This is a genomic window from Gracilinema caldarium DSM 7334 (assembly GCF_000219725.1).
Lineage (GTDB): Bacteria > Spirochaetota > Spirochaetia > Treponematales > Breznakiellaceae > Gracilinema > Gracilinema caldarium.
The window spans coordinates 2895675-2918657 of sequence record NC_015732.1 but is presented as its reverse complement, the minus strand read 5'-3'; the positions used below and the strand labels follow the sequence as shown (position 1 = coordinate 2918657).

Annotated in this window: 20 protein-coding genes; 13 read left to right on the top strand and 7 right to left on the bottom strand. The window is 48.9% G+C overall.

Annotation, left to right across the window (positions count from 1 at the left end):
* The first annotated feature begins 47 nt into the window (after positions 1-47).
* From SPICA_RS13075 to SPICA_RS13060, 4 genes are all read left to right on the top strand, one after another.
* A complete protein-coding gene (locus SPICA_RS13075) occupies positions 48-665 on the top strand; it encodes a redox-sensing transcriptional repressor Rex (RefSeq protein ID WP_335328876.1) in 618 nt (205 codons plus the stop codon).
* A 13-nt stretch (positions 666-678) separates the two neighbouring features.
* Positions 679-1773 (top strand): 3-phosphoserine/phosphohydroxythreonine transaminase, encoded by a 1095-nt coding sequence (gene serC, locus SPICA_RS13070; RefSeq protein WP_013969954.1) that lies wholly within the window; start codon positions 679-681, stop codon positions 1771-1773.
* 3 nt (positions 1774-1776) lie between these two features.
* Positions 1777-2946: a phosphoglycerate dehydrogenase gene (locus SPICA_RS13065; protein ID WP_013969953.1), complete on the top strand. Its 1170-nt coding sequence runs from the start codon at positions 1777-1779 to the stop codon at positions 2944-2946.
* A 200-nt stretch (positions 2947-3146) separates the two neighbouring features.
* Positions 3147-3926, top strand: coding sequence for a transglycosylase SLT domain-containing protein (locus SPICA_RS13060; RefSeq protein WP_013969952.1), 780 nt, complete (start codon positions 3147-3149; stop codon positions 3924-3926).
* Here the strand turns inward: SPICA_RS13060 and SPICA_RS13055 are convergent.
* Positions 3917-5806, bottom strand: a complete 1890-nt coding sequence (locus SPICA_RS13055) for a glycoside hydrolase family 5 protein (protein WP_013969951.1) — start codon at positions 5804-5806, stop codon at positions 3917-3919. The two genes, SPICA_RS13060 and SPICA_RS13055, sit on opposite strands and share 10 nt — an antisense overlap.
* An 80-nt stretch (positions 5807-5886) precedes the next feature.
* Between SPICA_RS13055 and SPICA_RS13050 the strand changes: the two genes are divergently transcribed.
* Both SPICA_RS13050 and SPICA_RS13045 read left to right on the top strand, forming a co-directional pair.
* Positions 5887-6756: a hypothetical protein gene (locus SPICA_RS13050; RefSeq protein ID WP_013969950.1), complete on the top strand. Its 870-nt coding sequence runs from the start codon at positions 5887-5889 to the stop codon at positions 6754-6756.
* Positions 6757-6773: 17 nt separating this feature from the next.
* Positions 6774-7940, top strand: a complete 1167-nt coding sequence (locus tag SPICA_RS13045; protein ID WP_013969949.1) for a hypothetical protein — start codon at positions 6774-6776, stop codon at positions 7938-7940.
* 104 nt (positions 7941-8044) lie between these two features.
* Here SPICA_RS13045 and SPICA_RS13040 read toward each other — a convergent pair whose 3' ends face one another.
* Complete coding sequence (locus tag SPICA_RS13040) at positions 8045-8491, bottom strand: PTS sugar transporter subunit IIA (RefSeq protein ID WP_041396760.1); 447 nt, start codon at positions 8489-8491, stop codon at positions 8045-8047.
* An 87-nt stretch (positions 8492-8578) separates the two neighbouring features.
* Between SPICA_RS13040 and SPICA_RS13035 the strand changes: the two genes are divergently transcribed.
* Positions 8579-8956 (top strand): hypothetical protein, encoded by a 378-nt coding sequence (locus tag SPICA_RS13035; protein ID WP_041396263.1) that lies wholly within the window; start codon positions 8579-8581, stop codon positions 8954-8956.
* A gap of 516 nt (positions 8957-9472) precedes the next feature.
* On the opposite strand, the gene SPICA_RS13030 is transcribed toward SPICA_RS13035, so the two are convergent.
* Entirely contained in the window at positions 9473-9760 is a 288-nt protein-coding gene (locus SPICA_RS13030) for an RNA recognition motif domain-containing protein (protein ID WP_041396759.1), read from the bottom strand.
* A gap of 380 nt (positions 9761-10140) precedes the next feature.
* The gene (gene radA, locus SPICA_RS13025; RefSeq protein WP_013969945.1) at positions 10141-11514 is read right to left on the bottom strand and encodes a DNA repair protein RadA; all 1374 of its coding nucleotides are present in this window, start codon (positions 11512-11514) and stop codon (positions 10141-10143) included.
* A gap of 52 nt (positions 11515-11566) precedes the next feature.
* Between radA and SPICA_RS13020 the strand changes: the two genes are divergently transcribed.
* Complete coding sequence (locus SPICA_RS13020; RefSeq protein ID WP_174265975.1) at positions 11567-13867, top strand: adenylate/guanylate cyclase domain-containing protein; 2301 nt, start codon at positions 11567-11569, stop codon at positions 13865-13867.
* A gap of 85 nt (positions 13868-13952) precedes the next feature.
* The gene (locus tag SPICA_RS13015; protein WP_013969943.1) at positions 13953-14369 is read left to right on the top strand and encodes a response regulator; all 417 of its coding nucleotides are present in this window, start codon (positions 13953-13955) and stop codon (positions 14367-14369) included.
* A 202-nt stretch (positions 14370-14571) separates the two neighbouring features.
* Here the strand turns inward: SPICA_RS13015 and SPICA_RS13010 are convergent, their stop codons facing one another.
* Both SPICA_RS13010 and SPICA_RS13005 read right to left on the bottom strand, forming a co-directional pair.
* Complete coding sequence (locus SPICA_RS13010) at positions 14572-17184, bottom strand: B12-binding domain-containing radical SAM protein (RefSeq protein ID WP_013969942.1); 2613 nt, start codon at positions 17182-17184, stop codon at positions 14572-14574.
* The gene (locus tag SPICA_RS13005; protein WP_237255869.1) at positions 17181-17390 is read right to left on the bottom strand and encodes a hypothetical protein; all 210 of its coding nucleotides are present in this window, start codon (positions 17388-17390) and stop codon (positions 17181-17183) included. Before SPICA_RS13005 ends, SPICA_RS13010 begins: the two co-directional genes overlap by 4 nt.
* Positions 17391-17448: 58 nt before the next feature.
* Here SPICA_RS13005 and ptsP point away from each other — a divergent pair, with 58 nt between their 5' ends.
* Genes ptsP through SPICA_RS12985 form a run of 4 tightly spaced genes read left to right on the top strand, consistent with a single transcriptional unit; the run spans position 17449 to position 22225 of the window.
* Entirely contained in the window at positions 17449-19182 is a 1734-nt protein-coding gene (gene ptsP / locus SPICA_RS13000; protein ID WP_041396757.1) for a phosphoenolpyruvate--protein phosphotransferase, read from the top strand.
* A 50-nt stretch (positions 19183-19232) separates the two neighbouring features.
* Positions 19233-20660, top strand: coding sequence for a ribosome biogenesis GTPase Der (der, locus tag SPICA_RS12995; RefSeq protein ID WP_013969939.1), 1428 nt, complete (start codon positions 19233-19235; stop codon positions 20658-20660).
* Between the two features lie 4 nt (positions 20661-20664).
* On the top strand, positions 20665-21012 hold the full coding sequence (locus SPICA_RS12990; RefSeq protein ID WP_013969938.1) for a MerR family transcriptional regulator: 348 nt from the start codon (positions 20665-20667) through the stop codon (positions 21010-21012).
* Entirely contained in the window at positions 20987-22225 is a 1239-nt protein-coding gene (locus SPICA_RS12985; RefSeq protein ID WP_013969937.1) for a small ribosomal subunit Rsm22 family protein, read from the top strand. Before SPICA_RS12990 ends, SPICA_RS12985 begins: the two co-directional genes overlap by 26 nt.
* Here the strand turns inward: SPICA_RS12985 and SPICA_RS12980 are convergent.
* Entirely contained in the window at positions 22212-22823 is a 612-nt protein-coding gene (locus tag SPICA_RS12980) for an RluA family pseudouridine synthase (RefSeq protein WP_335328875.1), read from the bottom strand. The two genes, SPICA_RS12985 and SPICA_RS12980, sit on opposite strands and share 14 nt — an antisense overlap.
* Positions 22824-22983 lie beyond the last annotated feature (160 nt).

The following is a 22983-nucleotide window of genomic DNA, read 5'->3' as shown; positions in this document are numbered from 1 at the left end:
AGAATTACTCGATGCTATAGTGATTGTGAAAAAAATAACAGAGAGGTTTGCTGTTGAATCTAATACCAGAACCAAGTGTGGAACGTTTACTTTCTTTAACCCGTTTATTAGATCATCTAGATGTTCAGTTTATAACATCTAGTGAAATTGAAAGCCGGACCGGATGGTCGAGTAACACCATCCGTAAAGACATTTCCTACATAGAAGGTTCCTTCGCAAGTCCTGTCGGATATGACCGACAGAAACTAGCAACGGCAATTAAATCGACTTTGGGGCTAGATAAGGTCCAGCGATTCTGTGTGGTAGGTCTTGGGCGGCTCGGCTCTGCTTATCTTCATTATTCAGTCTTTCGTGAAGAAGGATATGAACTGGTCGCAGGCTTTGATTCCAGTGTAAACCGGATAGAAATTCTTCATTCCCCTGTGCCACTGTATCCTGCCTATAAAATGGGAGAAGTTATATCTCGGTTCCAGATTACCCTGGCCTTGCTTTGTGTTCCCCCTGAAGAGGCCCAAAAAACCGCAGAACGGTTGGTAACTGCGGGTATTAAGGGCATCATTAATTTTGCGCCTGTAGTTTTACAGGTGCCCGAGGGGGTTCATGTCCGCAATGTGAATGTGGTTGATGAATTACGGGCGATCAGCGCCACTATACAATGTTCATAATGAGGAGGTTTCGATGAACAAACGGGTGTACAATTTTTCGGCAGGGCCTTCCATGCTGCCTGTAGCAGTGTTGGAACGGGCAGCGGCAGAGATGACCAATGCCAATGGTACTGGTCAGTCCGTCATGGAGATGAGCCACCGGTCAAAGGATTTTAAACCGATTATCGACCATGCAGAGGCAATGCTCCGGGAACTGATGGAAATTCCTGGCAATTATAAGGTCCTGTTTCTCCAGGGGGGAGCCTCCCTGCAATTTCCCATGATTCCTCTTAATCTTGCGGTGAGAGAAGATGGAAAGAAGCAGAAGGTAACCTATGTAGACACCGGTGTATGGGCTAGCAAAGCTGCTGAAGAAGCCTCTAAATATGCTGAAGTTCGGGTCGCTGCAAGTTCTAAGGATAAGGCCTATTCCTATATTCCCGAAGCTCCAGCCCCTGATACGGAGGATGTTTATTATCATATCACCTGGAATAACACCATCGTCGGAACCAAGTGGAATAAGATTCCCAATACCGGGTCGGTTCCCCTGGTGGCGGATATCTCAAGTTGTATCCTTTCTGAACCCCTCGATGTGTCAAAATTTGCCCTTCTGTATGCCGGAGCCCAGAAAAATCTTGGGCCTGCAGGGGTTACGGTGGTGATTATTCGGGAAGATCTTATTAAAAAGGTTCCTGATTGGATCCCGACCATGCTGCGCTATGAAATTCATGCTAAAGAGGGGTCTATGTACAATACTCCTCCCTGTTATGGGATTTATATCATCGGTCTTGTGTTGGATTGGATGAAAGAGCAGGGGGGACTCGCAGAGATTGAACGGCGCAACCGGGAAAAGGCTACGCTTTTATACGATTACCTTGACCAGTCCAAGCTGTTCCGTTCGCCCATTCGTAAGGAAGATCGAAGTCTTATGAATATTCCCTTTGTCATTGGCAACGCGGATCTGGAAGCTCAATTTGTTAAAGAAGCAGCCGCTTCTGGTCTGGTGAACCTGGCGGGGCACCGGCTGGTCGGTGGTATGCGGGCCAGCATCTACAATGCAATGCCAAAAGAGGGGGTCCTCGCCCTCATCGATTTTATGAAGCAGTTCGAAGCTGCCCACAGGAGCTAATAGATGTTTAGAATTCGTACAGCCAATAAAATTTCTCCCCTGGGGCTTGAGCTTTTTCCTCGGGACCGCTACGAAGTAGCCTCGGATCTGCCAAACCCCGATGCAATCCTGGTTCGCAGTGCAGACCTGCATCAGGTGGAAATTCCAGAAACAGTAAAGGCTATTGCCCGGGCGGGTGCGGGGGTAAATAACATTCCTCTAGAGTTATGCAGTGAGCGGGGAATTGTGGTATTTAACACCCCTGGTGGGAATGCTAATGCGGTAAAGGAACTGGCTATTGCAGCCTTCCTCCTTTCATCACGAAAAATTATTGAAGGTATAGCCTGGGCGAAAACCCTCATCGATAAAAAAGATGAAGTCCCGGAGCTAGTAGAAAAGGGAAAGGCACAGTTCGAAGGGCCTGAATTGAAGGGGAAAACTCTCGGTGTTATTGGTCTTGGAGCAATCGGTGTTATGGTCGCCAACGATGCCACTGCTCTAGGAATGCATGTCATCGGATATGATCCCTTTATTTCGGTAGATGCAGCATGGAGTCTTTCTCGGACGGTACAAAAGGCTGATACATTAGAAAGTCTCTTGAGACAGGCCGACTATGTCACTATTCATGTGCCGTTGACGGAGGATACCAAGGGACTCATTAATGCGGATCGGATTAAAATGATGAAAAAGGGCGCCCGGATCATCAATCTGGCTCGAGGTGGACTTGTAAATGAGGCGGATGTGTCAGTGGCTCTCAAGGATGGCAAGCTTTCTTGCTATGTCACCGATTTCCCGAATGCAGAATTATTAGCCAATGAACGGGTTATATGTATTCCTCATCTGGGAGCTTCCACCCCTGAGGCAGAAGATAATTGTGCTATTATGGCGGTACAGCAGCTGATGGACTATCTCGAATCGGGAAATATCAAGAACTCGGTCAATTTTCCCCATTGCCGTCTTGAACAGCGTTCGCCTTTCAGGCTCCTTGTGGCTAACCGAAATGTTCCCAATATGGTAGGTCAGATTACCAGTATTCTTGCAGGAGCTAACATCAATATTACTGACCTTATCAACCATCATAAAGATAAATATGCCTATAATATCATCGATACGGAACAGGAAATCGCTCAGGATGTGCTGGAGCGTATTGCTCAGGTAGACGGAATCATCCGAGTTCGAGCTATCAAAAAGTAAAAAAAGTCACCTCTAAAAATTCGGTTAGATTTTTAGAGGTCCCTGTAGCCTGATAAACCCTGCAGGGTCTGCCTTGCAGGGTCCTTGTCACGGCCATGAAATATCAATAAAATGCAAGTTACTTCAAGCTTTTACATCAAACGATAGTATATCGTACGGTTGTATATCGTAGGTATCCCAAATGGAGAATTTCTGTAGGAATGATTCGAAGCAAGGTATATCTTATTTCCATTCTCATTGTTGTTTTAGGGCTTGGGGTTGGTGTTTCGTGGTACTGTTTTAATACATCTAAAGTTGACGTGTTCGGTTCAATTGAAGATAAAACAGAGTGGGTCGCATTGCATCCTAAAGAATATCGGGATGCTATTCTTAAGGTACATCAAAATAAAATTGATGTTATTCTTACCCTTTATCGAGATCCGAACTCCAAGGAATCGGTTATAGCTTTTTTTGAAGCGATTACCCATAACCGGCAGGTTGCGGAGATAATTCTAAAATATGCCGATGAATTTGAGATTGAACCCAGCCTGGCCTTTGCGCTCGCCTGGGAAGAGAGCCAGTATAACATTCGGGCATATAATAAAAATAAGGTCAGTGAGGATCGGGGCTTATTTCAGCTTAATTCAAAATCCTTCCCAAACTTAAAAGTCGAAGATTTTTATAATCCTGATCTCAATGCCCGCTATGGGATTGCCCATTTACGGTGGTGTTTGGATTTGGCCGGTTCGGAAGTTGCTGGGCTTGCAATGTATAATGCTGGAACGAATCGGGTCCGTTCTGACAGCACTCCAAAATCTACGTTGGATTATGTTTCCCGTATCCAAACATTCCGCAACGGTATAGAAGAACTTTTTCAGCAGGAACTAGCCAGTCGCTGGGTGATAGTAGAGGGTGGGGTAAAGCCAGCTGAACAAAAAGCAGGGCCGTCCCGTCTTGCTGCGGTCCGGTTCCCCCTACTTAATGCCTTCCGTCAGCCCTGAATGTGAACCAGGATACGGCTTGGTCTTTCTGGATGAATCACATACAGTATACTATTATCCCGATCCCAGGCATACTGTGTGGCCTCTGTTGTGGTTTGAGCCTCTAGTTCTTGCCTGTCTGTGGGAAAAGCTGCCACCTCAATCTTCGGGGCTTGTCCCACATGGGATGTATGAAGATATATTTCCGTAGGTCCTTCTGCGTTTGTGCTGGTCCTGTAGATGAATTGGACTTCTTTACGCCTGTAATTCCATGAAAAGAACTCTGGTGTTCCTGCTATTGCCCTTGGAAACGGTCGATGCCAGCCTTCCATTGCTCTGGGACTTCCCTCGCTAAAAATTGAGAGGTCCTCGTCATTCCATCCGTCTCCTCGTGCATGGGTGTTATCAGGGGTATAATTCCAGATCGTAGCATGTAAAAAGAGGCTCTCTATAGCTTTATAATACATATCAAGGGCCTCAATATGACGGTGATAGTTGCCTGTTTTATAGGCTTTTTTATTGAATAAATCGAAGGGTAAGCCAAATTCACCAAGCAGACAGGGGGCATTATTCATGTGCTCCTTGGCCCACTGAATATCATCTGCAAGCTGATCTATAAAACTCTTGAGAACAGCCTTTTTCCCAAATACCAATTTTCGATTATCTGCTCTTACAGATAAATGGGGGTTAAAGGTTTTAGAAAAGAGAGTCGCCCCATCGTACCAGTGAAACGCGTGTACAGCACCGGTGCCGTCTTCCTTTTGCCAGCTTGGGTGGGCACCATTGGGTATTCCTTCTATAAAAACAAAGCTACCTACGTTTACTTCGTTCATTCGCTCCCGGAATTTTTTAATAAAGGGTTTTAAGAAATCTTCGGTAAAGCACACGGGGCGTTTCTGATAGGTAGCGAAGTAATCTTTTTTAAGCAGCACGGGCTTTCCCTGATCTTCTCCCCATACCCCTGCGAGTTTCCATGGACAGGTAAAACCTTCCTGAAAAAGCGAAGTGCCGCTATTATTTATGGTTTCGAAACCTGTTATACGGGTGCCGAAAATCCCTGTTTTGTAAACCGGTATTCTCATGGGATACCCTGAAGCAGCAGCCATAGCCTGAAATGCAGAAGGTATTGGTCCAAGGGCGATGGAATTGTTTTTCAGACCTGTAAGGTCCTGATAGCCAATGAAACCCTGATGGGGTTCGTTCATGGCTCCCCAGCCAATTATGGCTTTGCAATCCTTAAGCCTTCGGTAACAGTGTCTGAAAGCTGCTATATATCGCTCCTGAAGCCAGTCCTGAGCACTCTGACCGTCTATGGTACATGCTGGAGCATAGGTATTTCCTGCAAAAAAGAGGGTAAACATGGTAGCTGCAGCATAGCGGTTATAGTTTGTAGGCCACATCATTTTCGGAATCGGATCCCCGAGTTCTTGGTGGGTAAGCGCCGCTCCGGTTGGTCCAATGCGATCAAGGCGAATTCCAACCTTTTCCAGAGTCCATGCAGGGGCTCCATCGCCTCCGGTCCAGCGGCTCCAGACATCCTGGTGGGGATCCATGTAGACCCAGATTCCCCGTTCTTCACATTTTTTTACAATTTTTCTAAGGTATGCCAAATATTCTTCATCATAAATACCTGGTCCTGCATGTTCTATTGCTTCCCAGGTAACTATAAGCCTGATAAGATTGAAACCCCAGGAAGCAAGCCGGTCCAGGTGTTCATCGGCGGTCTCCAGATGAAAAGGTCGCCCCACAAAGGAAACGGTGTCAGGTTTTTGCAGTGAATCCCTACGCCAGGTTTCTCCCCTGGGAACAAGGGGGACTTTGGAACTACCACTGACATTGCAACCCCGAAGCCAAAGGGTGCGCCCTTGGTTATCAATAAACCTGTTGTCTTTAATAAACATTACTATTACCTCTACTTTGAATGCTTGAAAAAGCCCTTATAATATATCATATTGTATCTGTTTTTTAGGAGGTATATTCCATGAAATATAGGGTTGTTCTCGCATGTGTTTGTGTTCTTTTTCTATCATGTACCACAAATCAAGTTATACAAAAAGATGATAAGGGGTCTGTTCAAGAAAAATCTCAGGTTAATGTCTCCGGCAAATTAAGAACTGTTGAAATTCAAGTACCTAAAGAAATTAAATCAATTACGAAATTTTCTGATGGTTCTGTGGATGAATATACCATCACTACCTGGGATAATACTTGGAAGTATATACAAAATCAAAGGAGATATTCTGCCTCTGGAGCAGTACTTGAAACAACAGAATTTGTGTATGAAAAGAACTTACTTGTAGGTAAAACAATTAAAGACCGGGAAGATAAGGTTGTTTCTCGGCGATCCTATATGTATACTCCTGCGGGCTTATTAAGCTCCGAAGTTATCTATGATGCCAATGGTAAACTGGTTTCAGCTTTTGAATATGTTTATGACGCCCAAAATAATAAAATCCTTTGGATTGTAAAGGATGCAAACAATTCCAAGGTCGCTGAGACAAAGTATATCTATAAAAATGGTAAAGTTCAGAGTGCGGAACTTTATGATACAACGGGTAAAAAGAATGGATCCAGTAGCTATGAATATGACAGCGAGGGGCATTTGTATCAAGTAAGTTATTTTAATGGTCTTGGAACATTACTTCGGAAAGAGCTATCCTATTGGGAAAAGGGGGTTTTGGTTAAGGAAGAGCGAACCAATGTTGGTGGACAAGTATTACAGCGTATAAGCTATGAGTATGGACCATATAAAGAACTTGTTAAAAAAACTGTGGAAGACCTTCAGGGAAAGTCTAAGCAAACAGTTGTATATGAATATACTATTCGAACTGAAACCAGAATAGCCGAATAACGGAGTTGATAAAGGACATGAAACGTTTTCTTACTCTTGTATTGATTGCTTTATGTGGTGTTTTCGTATTCGCTACTGAAAGCATAGATGTATATACCTTTTTGTATGAACAGGCTACCAGTATGCAGGAGCGTTTAGCGATTCTAAAAAGCCTTTCAGATCAAGGTATTGATGGTGCTGGGCCGCTATATACACAGGCCCTTTCCCAATTGTTACAAGAATATCCATCTCTTAAAACTACTGCAGATCGGGAAGCGGCGGACCAGTGTGCCAGGCTATTGGCCCAATTATTAGGCAGCTCTAAATATACCGCTGCAGCAGTTGATCTCTGGCGGGTTGTTGAGAATTTTGCCAATCCCTTAGTAAAAGCTGATGCACTTATTGCGATGGGAAAATTGCGACACCCTGACTATGCAGAGCATATTGAAAAATTATTGTATAGTTTAAATTTAAAGCCCGTAACTGATCCTGAAGCAGGTGAAAAAATAGCCTATGGTGCAATCCTTGCTTTGGAAAAATATCAACAACCTTCGGGATATTTACCGGTCTTTTTTGCCGCTACAGGCTGGTACAATAAACGGATTCGTGAACAAGCCGAGCAATCCCTACCTTATATTCTTGAAAATCCTGAAAATCCTCTTTCTGAGTTAATTAAATCGAGCGCTTATACCTATGATCTAAAATTGCTCGCCCTTCAGCGTATGGAAGCTTCAAAGGCCGCCAGCAATGCCAAAGCACGGGTTGCTGTTGTGGCGCTCACAGAGGGTTGGAGGTCTGCTACCATGGATGTCAAACAGCGGGTTATTCTAGGGAATATCCGAAAACTATCTATTGATATGCTTCGCCGTTATCAGATCACTGATGCTATAGTTCTGCCCTTGCTGGAGCGGTCTTATAAAGAAGGTATTGATACAGAGGAAAAGCTAGGTTCTATTGCAGCCCTTGCTGCAATGGGTACTGATGATGCAGCTCGGTTGCTTTCCAACTTCCTTTTAGCTCTCAATGCAAAACGTAAGGCCAATAATATTACTCAGGAAGATGAACAACTGGTACGGGCTATTATTCCTGCCCTGGGTTCTATGGGAAAAGCGGTTGCTCGCCCAGCGCTTCAAGCAGTTGAATATCAGGATTGGACAAACTATGTAAAAACCCTTGCCCAGGATGCATTAAAGCAAATAAAATAATCGGTAGACAATCCATATTTACTATAAAAAAGGCACCGTCTGTGGAAAAATAGACGGTGCCTTTTTTATTGGGTCCCCAAGTCCTCTTTGTTGACCGTGAAAAACTATTCGATAAGGACCTTGAGTACCTCTTCGGGTGTTTTTGCAGCAAGAATTTCAGCTCGTTTTTCTGAGCTCTTAAACAAGAGGCTAACCTCTGCCAGAAATTGCAGATGAGGACCAGTTTTATCAATGGGCGAAAGGGTCATAATGAAAATACGACAGGGTTCGTGGTCAAGGGAATCAAAATCGACCGGTGTATCGGATATACCAATACAGGCAACGAGCTCATGGACTGTGGGTGATTTCCCGTGAGGAATAGCTATGCCATGTTTCATCCCGGTAGACATTTTTCGTTCCCGATCCATAATAGCTGACAAAGCGGCCTCTCTATCTTTAATCTTTCCGCTCTGAACGAGAACATCCAGCAGTTCGTTAATTATCTCTTCTTTCGTAGTCCCCTTAAGGTGGAGACGAACGGTGTCACGGTTAAGTACACTCTTGAGGTTCATAGTCATAAGTTTAGAGCCCAATCACGTAAAAGTCAAGAACTACTTACATCCATTTGCAAACTTTGCCATATGTTGTATAGTAATGCAATGCGACCAGTTGAACATTTTTTATCTGAGTTGAACAAGCGTTTTCAGAATCATGAACTTTTGGAAGAAGGACTTGAAACAGACCGCTTATTTATATCCTTCTCTAGTTTAGTAACTCCAGTTCTGGGACTCCAGGGCTCTGAGGAATTATTTAAATATTGGAAAGATACCTATGCTCATCAGATGGTACCTGATTACCTTAAACTCGGTTTTTTAGCTGCCTTTATAGTCCATGAGTTTGATGAAACTACTATGGATCTTGCACGGGAAGATTATGAAGAGTTACGGGAAACCCTCGCTAGTGTAGCTGAAGATGTTCATATTGATACATTGACGCAGCTTATGTCTGAACTGGTGAGTCGTGGTTATCTTGATTAAATTTAAAAAAATACTTGCATTTTATAAAATTGGTAGTAAATTTAATATAGCTGGCAAAAATAACCTGCTAGCTCATTAGAGGGTTCTGTTCTGCCGGATGGTAGTAACAGAAGATAAAATACGTGGTTTGTCCGCCACTGGTTTTTGGGAGGGCCCTGTATGGAAACTCCACCCAAAAGGAAATGACCGGGGGATGCTTTTAGGTATCTTCCGGTCGAGCAGAGACAGTTTATTTAGAGATGTGCCGTGTAAGTATCTTGAGATACTGTACTTGCGACAATAAGTAACGCTGAGATGCGTGACGTCCATCCCAGATCCTTCCCATAATAGGGGAGGCAACGGGGCAGGACACCGACAAGCCGGTTTGAGACCGGCTTTTTTTTACCCACAAGTAAAGCTGGTAATCCCGACCGGAAGAGCATTGGTGGGAGCTGAACAATTTGTATTGGCAAAAAAGACATAAATAAAAAAGGACCGTCCAAAGGTACGGTCCTTTTCAGGTTTATAGGTACTGTATTACCAGCGGTTATAACCACCGTTATCCCGTTCGCGGCGGGGTTTGTCCATAGCTTCGTTTACGCGGAGCTGCCGCCCCTCGAACTCACGACCGTTGGTTCCTGCAATTGCAGCACTGGCTTCTTCGTCTGTGCTCATTTCGACAAAGCCGAAGCCCTTGGAGTTACCTGTCTCACGATCAAAAATGATCTTGGCAGAGGCAACGCTTCCAAAATTGGAGAACAGATTGCGGAGGCTGTCTTCGGAAGTGTTGTACGAGAGATTGCCGACGTAAAGTTTCTTGGCCATCGAGAAAATTCCTTCTCCCGGAAATGCGTCCGGGTGCGCTGTTATACGGTTCCATGAAACCATGGACCTCTCCAGCCCTCTCTACGAAAGGGACGAGGATACAAAAGTTTGTACGGGAATTAACAGCACAGTGCAAGACAGAAGGGGTAGGCGAAACTGGCGAACAACATTATTGTAATCCCGCAGTCCGGTTAGGGACCTGCACATTCGTACTATTTTCAAAAGATTCCCTTTTACTTTTAAAACACTAGCCTATCTTTGTATCGCCGTCAAGCAGTTTTTTAAATGTGCGGTAAAGTAAGGCCCATGGATCACTTCCTGGTAATCTAATTTCTCGTATTTATATACTTTTTATATTGAATTGCCAAGTTTTAGAGGGGTTAATGCATTAATTCCTGAATAGCGGCTTTTATATCTGCAACCCTGATATACATGTCTGAGTCACCCGGTCCCAGTTCATCCAGGCGGGGGCGCTGCTCCTGGGCTGGCCCGATAAATCGGGTAAAGGACAGGGCTCGGCCGGCTTTTATCCGGGATGCAAGCCGGCGGATGGGACGTACCTCGCCGGCCAGGGAGAGTTCTCCTGCAAGAAAGGTCCTTGGGGGGAGGGCGAGCCCGGTCCTGGCTGAATGCAGCGCCCCCGCAAGGGCTAGGTCCAGGCCCACTTCGGTAATCCGGATGCCGCCGGCCACATTAACATACATGTCATGATCAGAGAGCCTCAGTTTGGTATGCTTTTCCAGGGTGGCTGCGATGCGGGATATGCGGCTTGTGTCGATGGTGTCTGAAAAGATCCGGCTCATGGCTCCCTTAGCAGGGATGACCAGGGCCTGGATTTCGACGAGGAGGGTTCGGCTTCCTTCCACTACCGCCGCGGTGGCGATTCCGGGAGGAATTTCACCCTCCCGGCGGACCAGAAACAGGCTCGATGGGTCTTCTACCGGGACAAGACCCCGCTCCTGCATGGAAAAGAGGCCGATTTCATCAATCGACCCAAAACGGTTTTTGCTGGACCGCAAGAAGCGGGTATCCCCTTCATTCTGTTCAAAGTAGAGGACCGCATCAACCATATGTTCAAGAGTTTTGGGGCCTGAAATTTGGCCGTCCTTGGTAACATGGGCCACAAGGAAAAGAACCGCATCATGCTCTTTAACCCAGTGGATGAGCTCGTAGGAACAGTATTTCATCTGGTTAACGGTTCCCGGTACCATGCCTAAATCGGGGGAATAGAGGGTTTGAACCGAATCGACTATGACGATGATGGGTTTTACTGCTTCGAGGATACGTTCAATGTCCTGGAGAAGGCCTGAACAGTAAATTTCAATCCGGTCTCCGGCAATGCCGAGCCGGTCAGCCCGCATCCGGATCTGTCCTGCCGATTCTTCCCCTGAGATATAGAGAATCCGTCCCTTCGTTTCTGCTGAAGCTGCGGTTTGAAGGAGCAGGGTAGACTTACCGATACCCGGCTCTCCACCTACGAGAATCGCAGACCGTTTCATCATGCCGCCGCCAAGAACCCGGTCCAGTTCACTGTTGCCGCTGGAGATGCGGCTCCCTTCCTGGGGATCCACCGCCGAAAGGGGTATGGATGCAAGGTTCAAGTTTGGCGAGCTTGTTCCGGCCTGGATGTGGCTATTGGTGCTTGTCTCGATGAGAGTATTCCATTCACCGCATTCAGGACAGCGTCCGAGCCATTTGGGTTCTTCATGGCCGCAGGCGGAACAGCGGAATAGGGTCTGCTTGCTCTTTTTCATGAATTACATCCTTCTATTGACCCAATGAAAAGGGCCTTGTATGCTCATCAATATGGATGAGAAAGAGTATCGCCTTGCGGCAATAATGTACACCGATATTGCCGGTTTTTCCAGGATGATGGAAACGAATGAAAAGCGTACTCTGGAGTTGTTGAACCGCCATAATGAAATAATTGAAGCGGCGGTTCACCAGTTTCGGGGCACGGTGATTAAGACTATCGGTGATGCCTTCATGGTAGACTTTAAAAACTCGGTGGATGCCCTGAATTGTGCCCTCAAGGTGCAATATGACCTCTATGAATACAACAAGGTGAACCAGGATCTGCCGCTGCTCGTCCGTATTGGGCTACATATCGGTGACATCTATTTTTATGAGCATGATGCCCTGGGAGAAGGGATTAATATTGCAGCCCGGCTTCAGTCTATCGCCCATCCGGGCTGTATCTGTATGTCCCAGCACCTTTATAACCTGGTACTCAATAAGGTTGACTTTACCGCTGAAAAACTGGGAAAGGTGAGCCTTAAAAATATTTCCAAAGAGATTCATGCCTATGAGATTGTCACTCCCAATGTAGAATTCGACCCGAACCGGGATGCCCGGCCGGTATTGAATCCTGATAAGGTTGAAAAGGGTGTATTGAATGAATCTGAGGTTTTGAAAAAGGCTATACTCAAGGAAATTCAAAGTGCAGGCAGGCGGTTAACCGCCGATGAAGTGCGGAAGCGCTTTGCTGCGGAAATGCCTGTTGCGGAAGAGGTGATTCAGGAACTGCTGGATAAGGGAATCTTAAAACCGGAAGCCCGACCGGAATCCCGGTCAGACGCTCGGTCCGACGCTAGGTCTGAAGCTAGGTCTGACACCCGGTCCGAGCCTCTCTTTGCTGATAGTTCCTGGGTTCCCTCTGAATTGGGAACTACTCTGTCGGAGGTTGCCCGGGAGGTGAGTTCTGCCTTTAAAGAAGCGGTGGAGATTGCCCGGGAAGAATACCGGACCCATGAACGGCGGCATAGAGCAGAATGGTGGGAGGCTCGGAATAATAGCCGTGGTCAAAGCATGCATAGTTATAGCCACAGTAAGAGCATACGAAGTGAGCATCTCAGGAAGGACCCCCGTAGTGCTGAATGGTCTGAAGAGTCTGTAGAGGCCAAAGCATCTGGTCAGGGACAGGATCCAGGGCGGGATTCAGTACATCAATCTGACATCTATGAATCCTTTGATACCTATGTTGAGAAGGTAGAGCGGGAAGCCCGGCATGCTACGGGAGGTTTTTTTGGGCATCTGATTCCCTTTGTGATGGTAAACGGTTTTCTGATGGTGCTGAATGCCACGGTGAGTCCCGGATTCCCCTGGGCTCTGTTTCCCTTTGGCGGCTGGGGTATTGGACTCCTTGAACATTTTGCCAAGGGATTGCGGGCTAAGGATAAATACCGGGAACTGAGCAAACTGCCGCCTTTAAATGAGGAACAACTTGACCTCTTTAAAAAACTGCAAAAAAAGAAGGATGAACTGTGGGAAAGCGGAACAGGCCTTATCCCAACAAGTCTTTTTTTATTAATGATAAACCTGATAACATCCCGGGGTTTCCTCTGGAGCCTCATTCCTATTTTCTTTATGACAATGGGTTTTCTGGGAAATCTAGTGAAAAAACCTGGTGAAATTGCTGTCCTGAAACAGGATTTACAGGATAGTCTACGGAAAGGCGGAGCTAGAAACCGGAGAAAGGGGAAAGAAAATGTTTCGGTTGTGGGGCCCTACGCCCCCCTGGTTGCCGAAGCTATGGCTGTCAGGGATGCAATCCTGGAGATGATACAAAAGCCCGAGACTGGGACTCAACAGAAGGGGGGACAGCATCGTTCCCAAAAACCGGAGCTCAACAGTGCTGTCCCTGGAGAGGACGACCTGGTTCCGGTGCTCAATGCCTATGTGGAACAGGTGCAGCTCCTTGCAGACCGGACTGCCGAGGTCGACCGGATTATCGAGCTCATTCCCCGGGCAGCCCTACAGCGGGACAAGGAATTGCTTGAACAGAAATTACAGGAGCACAGCAAACCGGAACTGCGAAAGGAATATGAAAAAGCCCTGAGCGAACTGGAACAGCAGGAGGCTTCCTTTAAGGATTTAGGTGAACAGCGGGACCTTTTAGAATTAAAACTGCGCTCCTCTGTGAATAATTTAAAGCAGATGCAGATTGATATTGGGAGGATTATCAGCCTCACCGGAGCAGGCGAAAGCGGTGCTGAACGATCCCTGTATTACAAGACCGAGGAACTGAGCCGCTATCTGGAAGACTTACGGAGTGGTTACGAAGAAGTGGATCGTATTGAAAACCGGGCGATCGAGGGAAGCAAGTAAGATATGTAGGTAGGTTTCATCCTATTTTGTTAAAATCTGGTAATGTAAGATAGCTTTGTAGTATATTGATAATAAGGGAGTATATATGCCGAAACAGGCAATGCTTTGTGTGGATGATGAGGCAATTATTGTAATTGCCATGAAGCAGGAACTTAAAAACCACTTTGGTAATACCTATTATCTCGATACGGCATTGTCTGCACAAGAAGCGTTTAATAAAATAGATGAAATGGTGGAAAACGGGATAGAGCTTGTGGTGATTATTTCAGACTGGCTTATGCCTGGTATGAAGGGGGACGAATTCCTCAGTATCATACACGAAAAGTACCCCCATGTGGTGTCGATTCTGGTTACCGGCCAGGCAGATGCAGAAGCCATAGATCGGGCGATGCAGAATGCAAAAATTAAAGCCTGCCTGAAAAAGCCCTGGCGATCCCGGGAACTTATTTCGGTGATAGAACGGGCTTTGCAAAATCCACTGGCTCCTACCTGTGAAAATTAGGGAAATTATGTTAGTACGACACTTTAATCGTTAGTAGAAAATGTTGATAACGAATATGGAAAACTTAAACTTAGAAAGTTGACTAGAAGTAAAGTTAAAAATAGGAGACAATGAAGCAGGATATTGCAGCTCGCTACAACCGTTTGTAACGGATGGCCCGCTGCGGGACCGCACTGCTTAATACTAGCATTATTGTTCCTATTCATACTTTTTGAGTTCTCATTACTACCAATCCGCCTTTTCGAAGGAACGGCCAAAATTGGAGAGCTGTTTTTCCTGAGACCAGTTCCCCGACTGTTTTGTAGGCTTTGTGTCCTTCCCACCCTCTTCCCTGTCGCAGATCATTGATCAAAGCTTCGAGCTTTTGTGCGGTTATTTCGGGGTTTTCTCCTCTACAGAGCTGCATGACCAGCTCTCCCTCTGATGCATGATCTGGGTTTTGCTGACTTGAACCTTTGTTTGCATGTGGGGTGTTACGGGCTTTGTTAGCAGGGTAACCCTGAGACGGGACTGGTTGGTAGCTTGTTATTTTGATCGTCCATTCAGAATGATTCCAGTACCAGCTGATAAACCAGGTTCCGTTCTTGTTACCAAGCCAGGGACGGGAACCTAGAAACAGGACCCTGCTGTCATCGGAGGAAGCTTTTTTATAGAGGCCCACAGCGGCCTGGAGTGAAGCATCATGCTTGAGAGGGGTATGTGACTGAGCCGATGGCTGGGTTCCCTGGAGAGCCTCTGTTTGGGTGGTGGTTGGCTGACAAGCTGTTAGCTGAGCTGCTGGCGGCTCACCAGTCTCTGATGGCACCGCTTGCCATGCTGACTCTTTACGGGACAGGTAGCTGTGCAGGAGGTTCTGGACCCGGTTTTTGGGGAGCCTGGGGGGCGGCATGGGAAAGGGAAAGGCCTCCCGCACAGGACGGTCGGTAGTTCCCTGCATCCACTCAGCAAGGAGCATATCCAACGGTTGGGTGTAGCGGTCATACCGGTCTTCGCCTGTAAAACGGAGGTCGTTATCGGCAAAAAAGTCCTCCGGATTCTGACTTGGTTCATCAATAATGGTAAGCTCCTTATGGCGTCCCTGTGTAAACTCTCGGTAAATTCGGGAATGGCGGGTCAAGACAAATTTATGCCAGAAGGCTGAGTCGATGAGGCCCGCTGCAAAAAGCTGGCGGAGGGTTTCGGCGGCATCGATGATTTCCTGTTCATCCTGGTCCCAATAGCCAAAAATGAGGTAGGCATGGGTGAGGATACCCGCTTCTTTAAAGGCAGTGCAGGAGGCTACCACATCTTCAAGGCCAATGCCTTTCCCAAGCCGCTTAAAGCCTGCTTCGGAGGCGACTTCGATGCCGCCAGATACGCCGAGGAGACCCCCCGATGCAAGGAGGGCCGCCACATCGGGGGTAAAGGCTTTTTCGAAGCGGATGTTGCCCCAGAAGGTGAGGGGGAGCCCTGCTTCCCGGTTCAAAAGAGCCAGTTCGATAAGGGATTGAACCGGGGCGGCTTCGTCTACCAGATGGATTCCCCGTATACCGGTGTATCGGGATTGTTTAACCAGATGTTGAAAGAGGGGGTCTACCGGTATGGACTCGAAACCTCGGATATAGTCGAGCTGGACATCGCAGAAGGCACAGGCATGCCAGTAGCAGCCATGGGCCAGGTAGGCCTTAAGCCAGCGGCCTTCGGTCCAGAGGCGGTGCATGGGGTTGGTATCATCCACGGGGAGGATGTACCGGCTAAAATCTACCCCCCGGTAATCGGGAAAGACCTGGGTGGTAGCTTGCCGGTCAAGTTCATCATAGGGGGAGAGATGCAAGTCTGCCGAGCCGCTGAGGTCCCCAGACCGGGTACGGTAGATGCAATGGTGGAGGATAGGTTCGGTGTCTGCACCTCCCGCTGGGGGTGTAGTGTTTTCGCTAATGGAAGCCTGAGACAGGGAGGAATCCTGGCGACAGTATTTGTGGTGCTTCAAAAAATCCAGGATGGATTGGAGCGCCCCATAGCCCCGGTCAAAACTGAGGAAGTCGATGTACTCAAAAAAGGTGCGGGCCCTTATATGACGCAGTTCGGTGGTAACATAGCCGCCGCCGGCCACAATGGGAATCTGGGGGCCGAAATGGGCCTTGGCGGATCGGGCTGCGGTGAGAGCCCCCGCAAGACAGCCGGGGAAGGGTATGGTAAGCCCGATCAGGTCCGGGGCGTGGCTGAAGCGTGCCCAGGTTGCTTCCAGGAAGGGCTGGTAAAAGGTGGTGAGGATATAGCCGTCCAGGGCGGAGGCAACCCGGGAGAAATCGCGGATGCTGGCGGCCAGGGAGTCGGCGTATTTAACGAGCGAAAAGGTTGGGTCCAGGAGGGCGATGATGAAATCTGCCAGGTCCGCCAGCATGGCACTGGCAAGAATGCTAGCCTGGTCGGGCAGGATGGCATAGTCCTGGGCGGAAAGCAGTGCCTCCGCCCGAGGACCCATGGGCAGTGTGTTGTTGCAGAGGGCGAGGAGGTGAGCATATTCCCGGTCCTTGCCCTGAAGAAAGGCAATGAGCCGATCAATATGGCTGAGCCATAGTTCCCGCTGGCTCAGGTAACGCCGGGCAATCACTTCTGCCTGTGGAGGAAGTATCGGTCCTTTGTTGAGCCGAGCTTCGCCATCGGCAAAGATCTGTTCCAGCCCCGGACGGGAGAAAATCCGGTGGAACAGGGCGATTGAATGGTCATCAACCTGAACAGTGTATCCCTGCTGCTGAAGAAAACTGCGGAGATAATAGAGGGAAGGGTAGGGTGCGTTGAGCTGAACAAAGGGAGGCTGGATAAGGAGTATCATGTAAGGCCCTTTTTAAGCATAAAAGATGGACAGTGATGGCCTGTGGCCTGGAAGACTTCGATAGAGGGCAGGTGTTTCGTCTTGATACCGAAGACCGTGCAGAGCCGGGGAAAGGCCGGGTCCCAGGAAACCCGAAAATAAACGCATTTGAGGCAATCCGGAGCCCGGTTTCCCGGTGTACCATCGCTCTTTGTCATTCCAATCATGGTGCTTCCTCTCTACCTGTTTGACAGTTTACTCGCCTTTGCGGTATGCTTCAATATAATGAAAGAGTTCAAGGGCATCTCCGCCTCATCGGGCGTAGCAATCGGCAAGGCCTTCCTCTATGTAGACGATGTGTTTTCTCAAATTCCCCGTTATTCGGTTCCCAAGGATGAGATAGAGCTTGAATGGGCCCGTTTTCTCGAGGCTGTTCTTTCTGCTGAAGCTGAAGTTCTGGAACTTCTGGAACGGGCTAACCGCGAAATGGGTGAGGAACAGGCAAAGATTTTTGAATCCCACCTGATGATGCTCCGGGATGAGGATCTGAAGGACCAGATCCAGACAAAGCTGAACAATAGCAACCAGAACATAGAGTGGGTGCTCTATGATATTTCCCGTGAACTGACCCAGAAACTTTCCAAGTCATCTGATCCCAATTTGCAGGAACGGGTTTCGGATATTTTTGATGTATCCCGGCGGGTATTGCATAAACTGCTTTTCATAAAAAAGGTATCCCTGGCAGATCTTCATGAAGAGGTGATTCTTGTTGCCCATAACCTGCTTCCTTCGGATACCCTGGTGATGAACAAACGGTTTGTCAAAGGTATTGCCATGGATATGGGAGGACCCACAAGCCATACGGCTATTTTAGCCCGTGCCTTTGAAATCCCTGCAGTGCTCGGTCTTTCTACCGCAACGGTGGAAATTAAGGACGGGGATTTGGTGATTGTTGATGGCAATGCGGGCCATATCATCTGCAACCCCAGTCCCGAGGTGCTTGAGCGGTACCAGCGGATGGCAGTGCAGATCAAGAAAATGGCCGACAGCCTGAAGACCCTGAAGGACCTCCCTGCGGAGACCCCCGATGGGTACCGGGTTGTTTTAAAAGCCAATATTGAAATTCCCGAAGAGGCACCGCTGGCTTTACAAAATGGTGCGGAAGGAATTGGACTGTATCGCTCGGAATTTCTCTTTCTAACTCCCGGACAGTCCGCCGATGAAGAACGTCAGTACCGGGCTTATAAGCAGGTCCTGGAAACTATGCGCAACAAGCCTGTTACCATTCGGACCTTGGATGTGGGGGGAGATAAAATTATTCCCGACTTGCAGGTGACTGATGAAAAAAATCCCCTCTTGGGCTGGCGGGCAATCCGTTTCTGTCTTGCCCATCAGGAATTTTTTAAGACCCAACTTAGAGCCCTGCTTCGTAGTAGTGTTCACGGGAACCTGAAAATTATGTTCCCCATGATTTCGGGAATTGAAGAATTGGAACGTGCTCTTGTGGTACTGGATGAAGCGAAGGCTGAGTTAACCATAAAAGGCCAGGCGTTTGCAGAAAACATTGAAGTAGGAGCGATGATCGAGATTCCCTCTGCGGCGATGACTGCGGATATCCTGGCAAAAAAGGCGGCCTTCTTTTCTGTTGGCACCAATGATCTGGTTCAGTACAGTCTTGCTGTGGACCGGGGCAATGAGCGGATTGCCTATCTGGCTCAGCCCTTCCATCCGGCGGTGCTTCGCTTTATTAAACGTACCATTGATGAAGCCCATAAGGCGGGTATTCCGGCGGCCATGTGTGGAGAATTGGCGGGAAATCCCCATGCGACGGCCCTGCTCTTGGGACTTGGTTTGGATGAATTCAGCATGTCCTCCGCATCAATACCCCTGGTTAAGAAGATAATCCGGTCCGTATCCCGTGCTGACTGCCAGCAGCTGGCTGATGCGGCCCTGGGGTGCACCTCGTACCTGGAAGTAGAAAACCTGGTAACCCAATGGATGCACTATCGCATTTCCTAGAATCCAGGATCACTTTGACACAATGAACAATACTATGGAGTTACCCTGATATGGAATTTAGTCCTGATCTGCGATATCGAAATTTACCGGTGGTTGTCCTGGTAGGACGGCCCAATGTGGGCAAATCGACCCTCTTTAACCGGCTCTTACGTCAGCGGCGGGCCATTACGGACCCAACCCCTGGGGTTACCCGGGACCCCATTGAGGCGACAGCTTTTATCGATAATCATCCCATCACCCTGATTGATACGGGGGGCTTTAAGCTGGAACGGGAAGTCCTGGAGGATCTGGTGGTGGAAAAGACCCTGGATACCCTGAACCGGGCGGACCTGATTGTTCTGGTTATGGAAGCGGGGGATCCCACCAGCGAGGATGAGGAGTTTATTGAGCGGCTCAGGCCCTACTGGAACAAGGTTATAGTGGCGGTCAATAAAACCGAAGGGGGGCGAAGGGAAAGCTATGCCTGGAATCTCCTGTCCTACGGATTTGAGGACATCCACATGATCTCCGCCGAACATGGGGACCATATCCTTGAGTTCGAAGAAGCTATTGTCAAGCGGCTCGATTTTTCCAGAGTAGAGCTTGATGAGGCGGGCCCTGAGCGGCTCATTCGGCTTGCCCTGATTGGGAAGCCTAATACGGGGAAATCGACCCTTTCGAACCGGCTGACCGCTTCGGACGCTTCCATTGTGAGCGATATTCCCGGTACAACCCGGGATGTGGTAACGGGCCAGTTTGAATATAACAATCATCATTTTGTGGTCCTCGATACTGCAGGAATCCGGAGGAAAAACAGGGTAACCGAAAACATCGAGTACTATTCGGTGAACCGGGCCATTAAGTCCCTGGATGAGGCGGATATTGTGTTTCTCATGATTGATGCCCAAGAAGGGCTTACCGAACAGGATAAAAAGATCGCCGCCCTGGCCCATGAACGGGGACGGGGAATCATCTTTGTACTGAACAAGTGGGACACCATGCCCCAGATTAAAAATGCCTTTGAGGCGACGGTGGATCGAATTCACTTCCTCTTTGGTCAAATGGAGTATGCCCCTATTATCCCCATCAGCGCAAAAGACGGAACTGGAGTTGATAAGCTTCTGGAAACGGCCCTCCGGATGTATGGCCAGCTGAACAAGCAGATGGAAACCGGGCCTTTGAACCAGGCCTTGGAACGCTGGCTTGAGGAATATCCACCGCCTATCGGTCCCCGGACCCGTTTTAAGGTAAAATATGCGGTTCAGGCTTCCGTTAACCCTGTCAAGTTTATCTTCTTTGTGTCCCGGCTTCAGGCGGTGAGCGAGGCCTATGTGGCCTATCTGCGCAACAAAATCCGGAAGGACCTGGGATTTTCTATGATTCCCCTGCAGATTGAACTGAGAGCTTCCCGGAAGGACCCCGTCACGGCCCGAAAAGAACGGGAAGCAAAACGAACCGAACAGAATAAGGTCCAAAACAAGGATCAAAGGAAGTCCTGATTCTATGGGAACCTACCAGATTGGGGATGTGGAACGCCTCCTGCAGGTGAAAGCCCATGTTCTGCGATACTGGGAAAAGGAAGTTCCCCTGCTCCAGGTCCGTAAGGATCTGGGAGGCCGGCGGGTGTATAATTCCCGGGATATCAGGATATTGCTCAGGCTGAAATATCTTATTTACGAACGCCATTTTACTCTGGAAGGTGCCCGGGACGAACTCCTGCGGGAGCTCACTGGTCCCGGTCAGGATCTGCGGGCCGAACTGGATGCCCTGCGGTCCCAGTTATTGGACCTGTACAGTATCGTTACACAAAGGACGACCCAAATTGATGAACCTCTTCAGTCCCCTGAATGAACAGGCCAGGCAGGACCTGGAACAACTGCTGCCACTGATTGACAAGCTCTTTCCCATCCCCGGCCGTTTTCGCACCAGGCTCCCCCAGGATGTGGCTGAACTTTCCCGTCAGCTTACCAGTGAGCGGCCCCGACGAGACGCGGGGTACCTTGGGCAGAAGCCCCTCCTTTCCGCATACCTTCGCTATTTTCTCCCCTGGAACATCTTTCGCCTCGCCCGGCTCATGCCAGCCCTGCCGCTCCAGTTCACCGAGGGCGATGCCATTACCGATCTCGGGTCGGGGCCGCTCACCCTCCCCATCGCCCTTTGGGTGTGCCGGCCGGACCTTCGCGACATGGAACTGGAATTCCGGTGTTTGGACAGGACCGGCGCCATTCTCGATGCGGGGAAAACCATTCTGCAGGCCCTCCCTTCCCAGTGGAAGGTAAGGATCATCCGGGGCAGTCTTGGCGAACGGATCGAAGGAAAACCCGCTCGGCTCGTGACGGCGGTTAACCTGTTTAATGAACTCTTTTGGGATGACCATAACGGGCCGCGGCTTGTAGCGGAGCGCTATGCACCGGTTTTGTCGGCCCTGGCTGATTCGAAAAGAGGGTCCCTCCTGGTAGTCGAACCGGGTATTCCTCGGTCGGGGGAATTTATCAGCCACCTGCGGGCTCAGCTTATGACCCTGAGCTGGTTGCCCCTTGCCCCCTGCACCCATGCCGGAGCTTGTCCCTTGCCCGGCGGGAAGAGGGGTGCCAAATGGTGTCACTTTGCTTTTGAAACCGATGAAGCCCCTGAGGCCCTCCACCGGCTTTCCCGTGCTGCGGGGATCCCCAAGGAACGGGCTACAGTAAGTTTTCTATTGGCTGGCGGGGGGGAAGGAGTTGTTGATAGAACAATAGGCGATAGAGTGACGGGCCTGAGCCTCAGGGTTCTTTCAGACCCCTTCCCGGTAGGGGCTGACCCGGTAGCCGGCTTCTTTGCCGGCCAGGGGAGGGGCCACGGCCCAAAGACTACTCCAAGCCGTACGGGGAGCATCGGGCATGAATTGGGTCGTTATGCCTGCTCTGAGATGGGGCTCCTACTTCTTAAGGGATCCGCCCACAAGATACAGAGCCTGGCTGCAGGTTCGCTCCTAGAACTGCAAAGAGACCTGTTAACCGCGCAGGCTTCACAGGATCGCGAAATTGATCCCAAATCGAAGGCTCCGGTCATCAATCTAAAATAGTGGTGCCCGTAACCTTTTCCATCTGGTTAACCAGGGCCCGGAAATCCCGGGGCAGAGGCGCAATGAAACGATAGGCCTTTTCCTGCGGCTCTTCATGGGGCTCTGTGTTTGTTGCGGGAAGGACGAGGGAATAGGCGTGAAGTCCAAGCCGGGCAAGGAGGGGTTTTTCTTCCAGGTTATCTCCCCGCCAGCCCCGCTTAAAGGCGGAAAGATAAACCGGCTTAAGTGTTCCGTAGAGAGGATCGCACACTACCGGATGCCCCAGACTTGCTAGGTGTACCCGAATCTGGTGGGTTCTGCCGGTTTCGATCTGAGCCTGGATGAGTGAGTAGGCACCGACCTCCGTAAGCAGTTTAAAATTCGTCCGGGCATGTTTACCCTTAGCCTTGTCGATTACGGTGCGGTGTTCCCGGTCCCCGTCGGCCCGGAGGGGCAGGTCGCAGACTGTTTCGGTCCAACTGGGCCTGCCGTGAATGACCGCGAGGTATGTTTTTTCGATGGTCCGGGATTCAAAAAGGGAAGAAAGGTGCCGGTGAGCTTCTTTTGTTTTTGCAAAGAGGACGAGCCCAGAAGTATCCCGGTCGATCCGATGGACCACATAGACCCGGTGCGGAAAGGGAATACGGGGGGCCGGGGTGGAACTGCAGAGGCCGCATCGGTGGCTTCCTTTGCATAATAACTGTTTAAAAGTTCATTGAGTCGTTCCTTGGAGTCATCCCATCGGTCCGCGATAACAGCGATGCCGCTGGCCTTGTTTA

Coding starts and splice junctions, on each gene's coding strand:
- radA (WP_013969945.1), bottom strand. CDS start 11,514: ATGAAAAAGAGCAAGCAGACCCTATTCCGCTGTTCCGCCTGCGGCCAT.
- SPICA_RS13015 (WP_013969943.1), top strand. CDS start 13,953: ATGCCGAAACAGGCAATGCTTTGTGTGGATGATGAGGCAATTATTGTA.
- SPICA_RS13035 (WP_041396263.1), top strand. CDS start 8,579: ATGCGACCAGTTGAACATTTTTTATCTGAGTTGAACAAGCGTTTTCAG.
- SPICA_RS12985 (WP_013969937.1), top strand. CDS start 20,987: ATGAACCTCTTCAGTCCCCTGAATGAACAGGCCAGGCAGGACCTGGAA.
- SPICA_RS13045 (WP_013969949.1), top strand. CDS start 6,774: ATGAAACGTTTTCTTACTCTTGTATTGATTGCTTTATGTGGTGTTTTC.
- SPICA_RS13040 (WP_041396760.1), bottom strand. CDS start 8,491: ATGAACCTCAAGAGTGTACTTAACCGTGACACCGTTCGTCTCCACCTT.
- SPICA_RS13020 (WP_174265975.1), top strand. CDS start 11,567: ATGGATGAGAAAGAGTATCGCCTTGCGGCAATAATGTACACCGATATT.
- serC (WP_013969954.1), top strand. CDS start 679: ATGAACAAACGGGTGTACAATTTTTCGGCAGGGCCTTCCATGCTGCCT.
- SPICA_RS12990 (WP_013969938.1), top strand. CDS start 20,665: ATGGGAACCTACCAGATTGGGGATGTGGAACGCCTCCTGCAGGTGAAA.
- der (WP_013969939.1), top strand. CDS start 19,233: ATGGAATTTAGTCCTGATCTGCGATATCGAAATTTACCGGTGGTTGTC.
- SPICA_RS13050 (WP_013969950.1), top strand. CDS start 5,887: ATGAAATATAGGGTTGTTCTCGCATGTGTTTGTGTTCTTTTTCTATCA.
- SPICA_RS13030 (WP_041396759.1), bottom strand. CDS start 9,760: ATGGCCAAGAAACTTTACGTCGGCAATCTCTCGTACAACACTTCCGAA.
- SPICA_RS13005 (WP_237255869.1), bottom strand. CDS start 17,390: ATGATTGGAATGACAAAGAGCGATGGTACACCGGGAAACCGGGCTCCG.
- SPICA_RS13010 (WP_013969942.1), bottom strand. CDS start 17,184: ATGATACTCCTTATCCAGCCTCCCTTTGTTCAGCTCAACGCACCCTAC.
- SPICA_RS13065 (WP_013969953.1), top strand. CDS start 1,777: ATGTTTAGAATTCGTACAGCCAATAAAATTTCTCCCCTGGGGCTTGAG.
- ptsP (WP_041396757.1), top strand. CDS start 17,449: ATGAAAGAGTTCAAGGGCATCTCCGCCTCATCGGGCGTAGCAATCGGC.
- SPICA_RS13060 (WP_013969952.1), top strand. CDS start 3,147: ATGATTCGAAGCAAGGTATATCTTATTTCCATTCTCATTGTTGTTTTA.
- SPICA_RS13055 (WP_013969951.1), bottom strand. CDS start 5,806: ATGTTTATTAAAGACAACAGGTTTATTGATAACCAAGGGCGCACCCTT.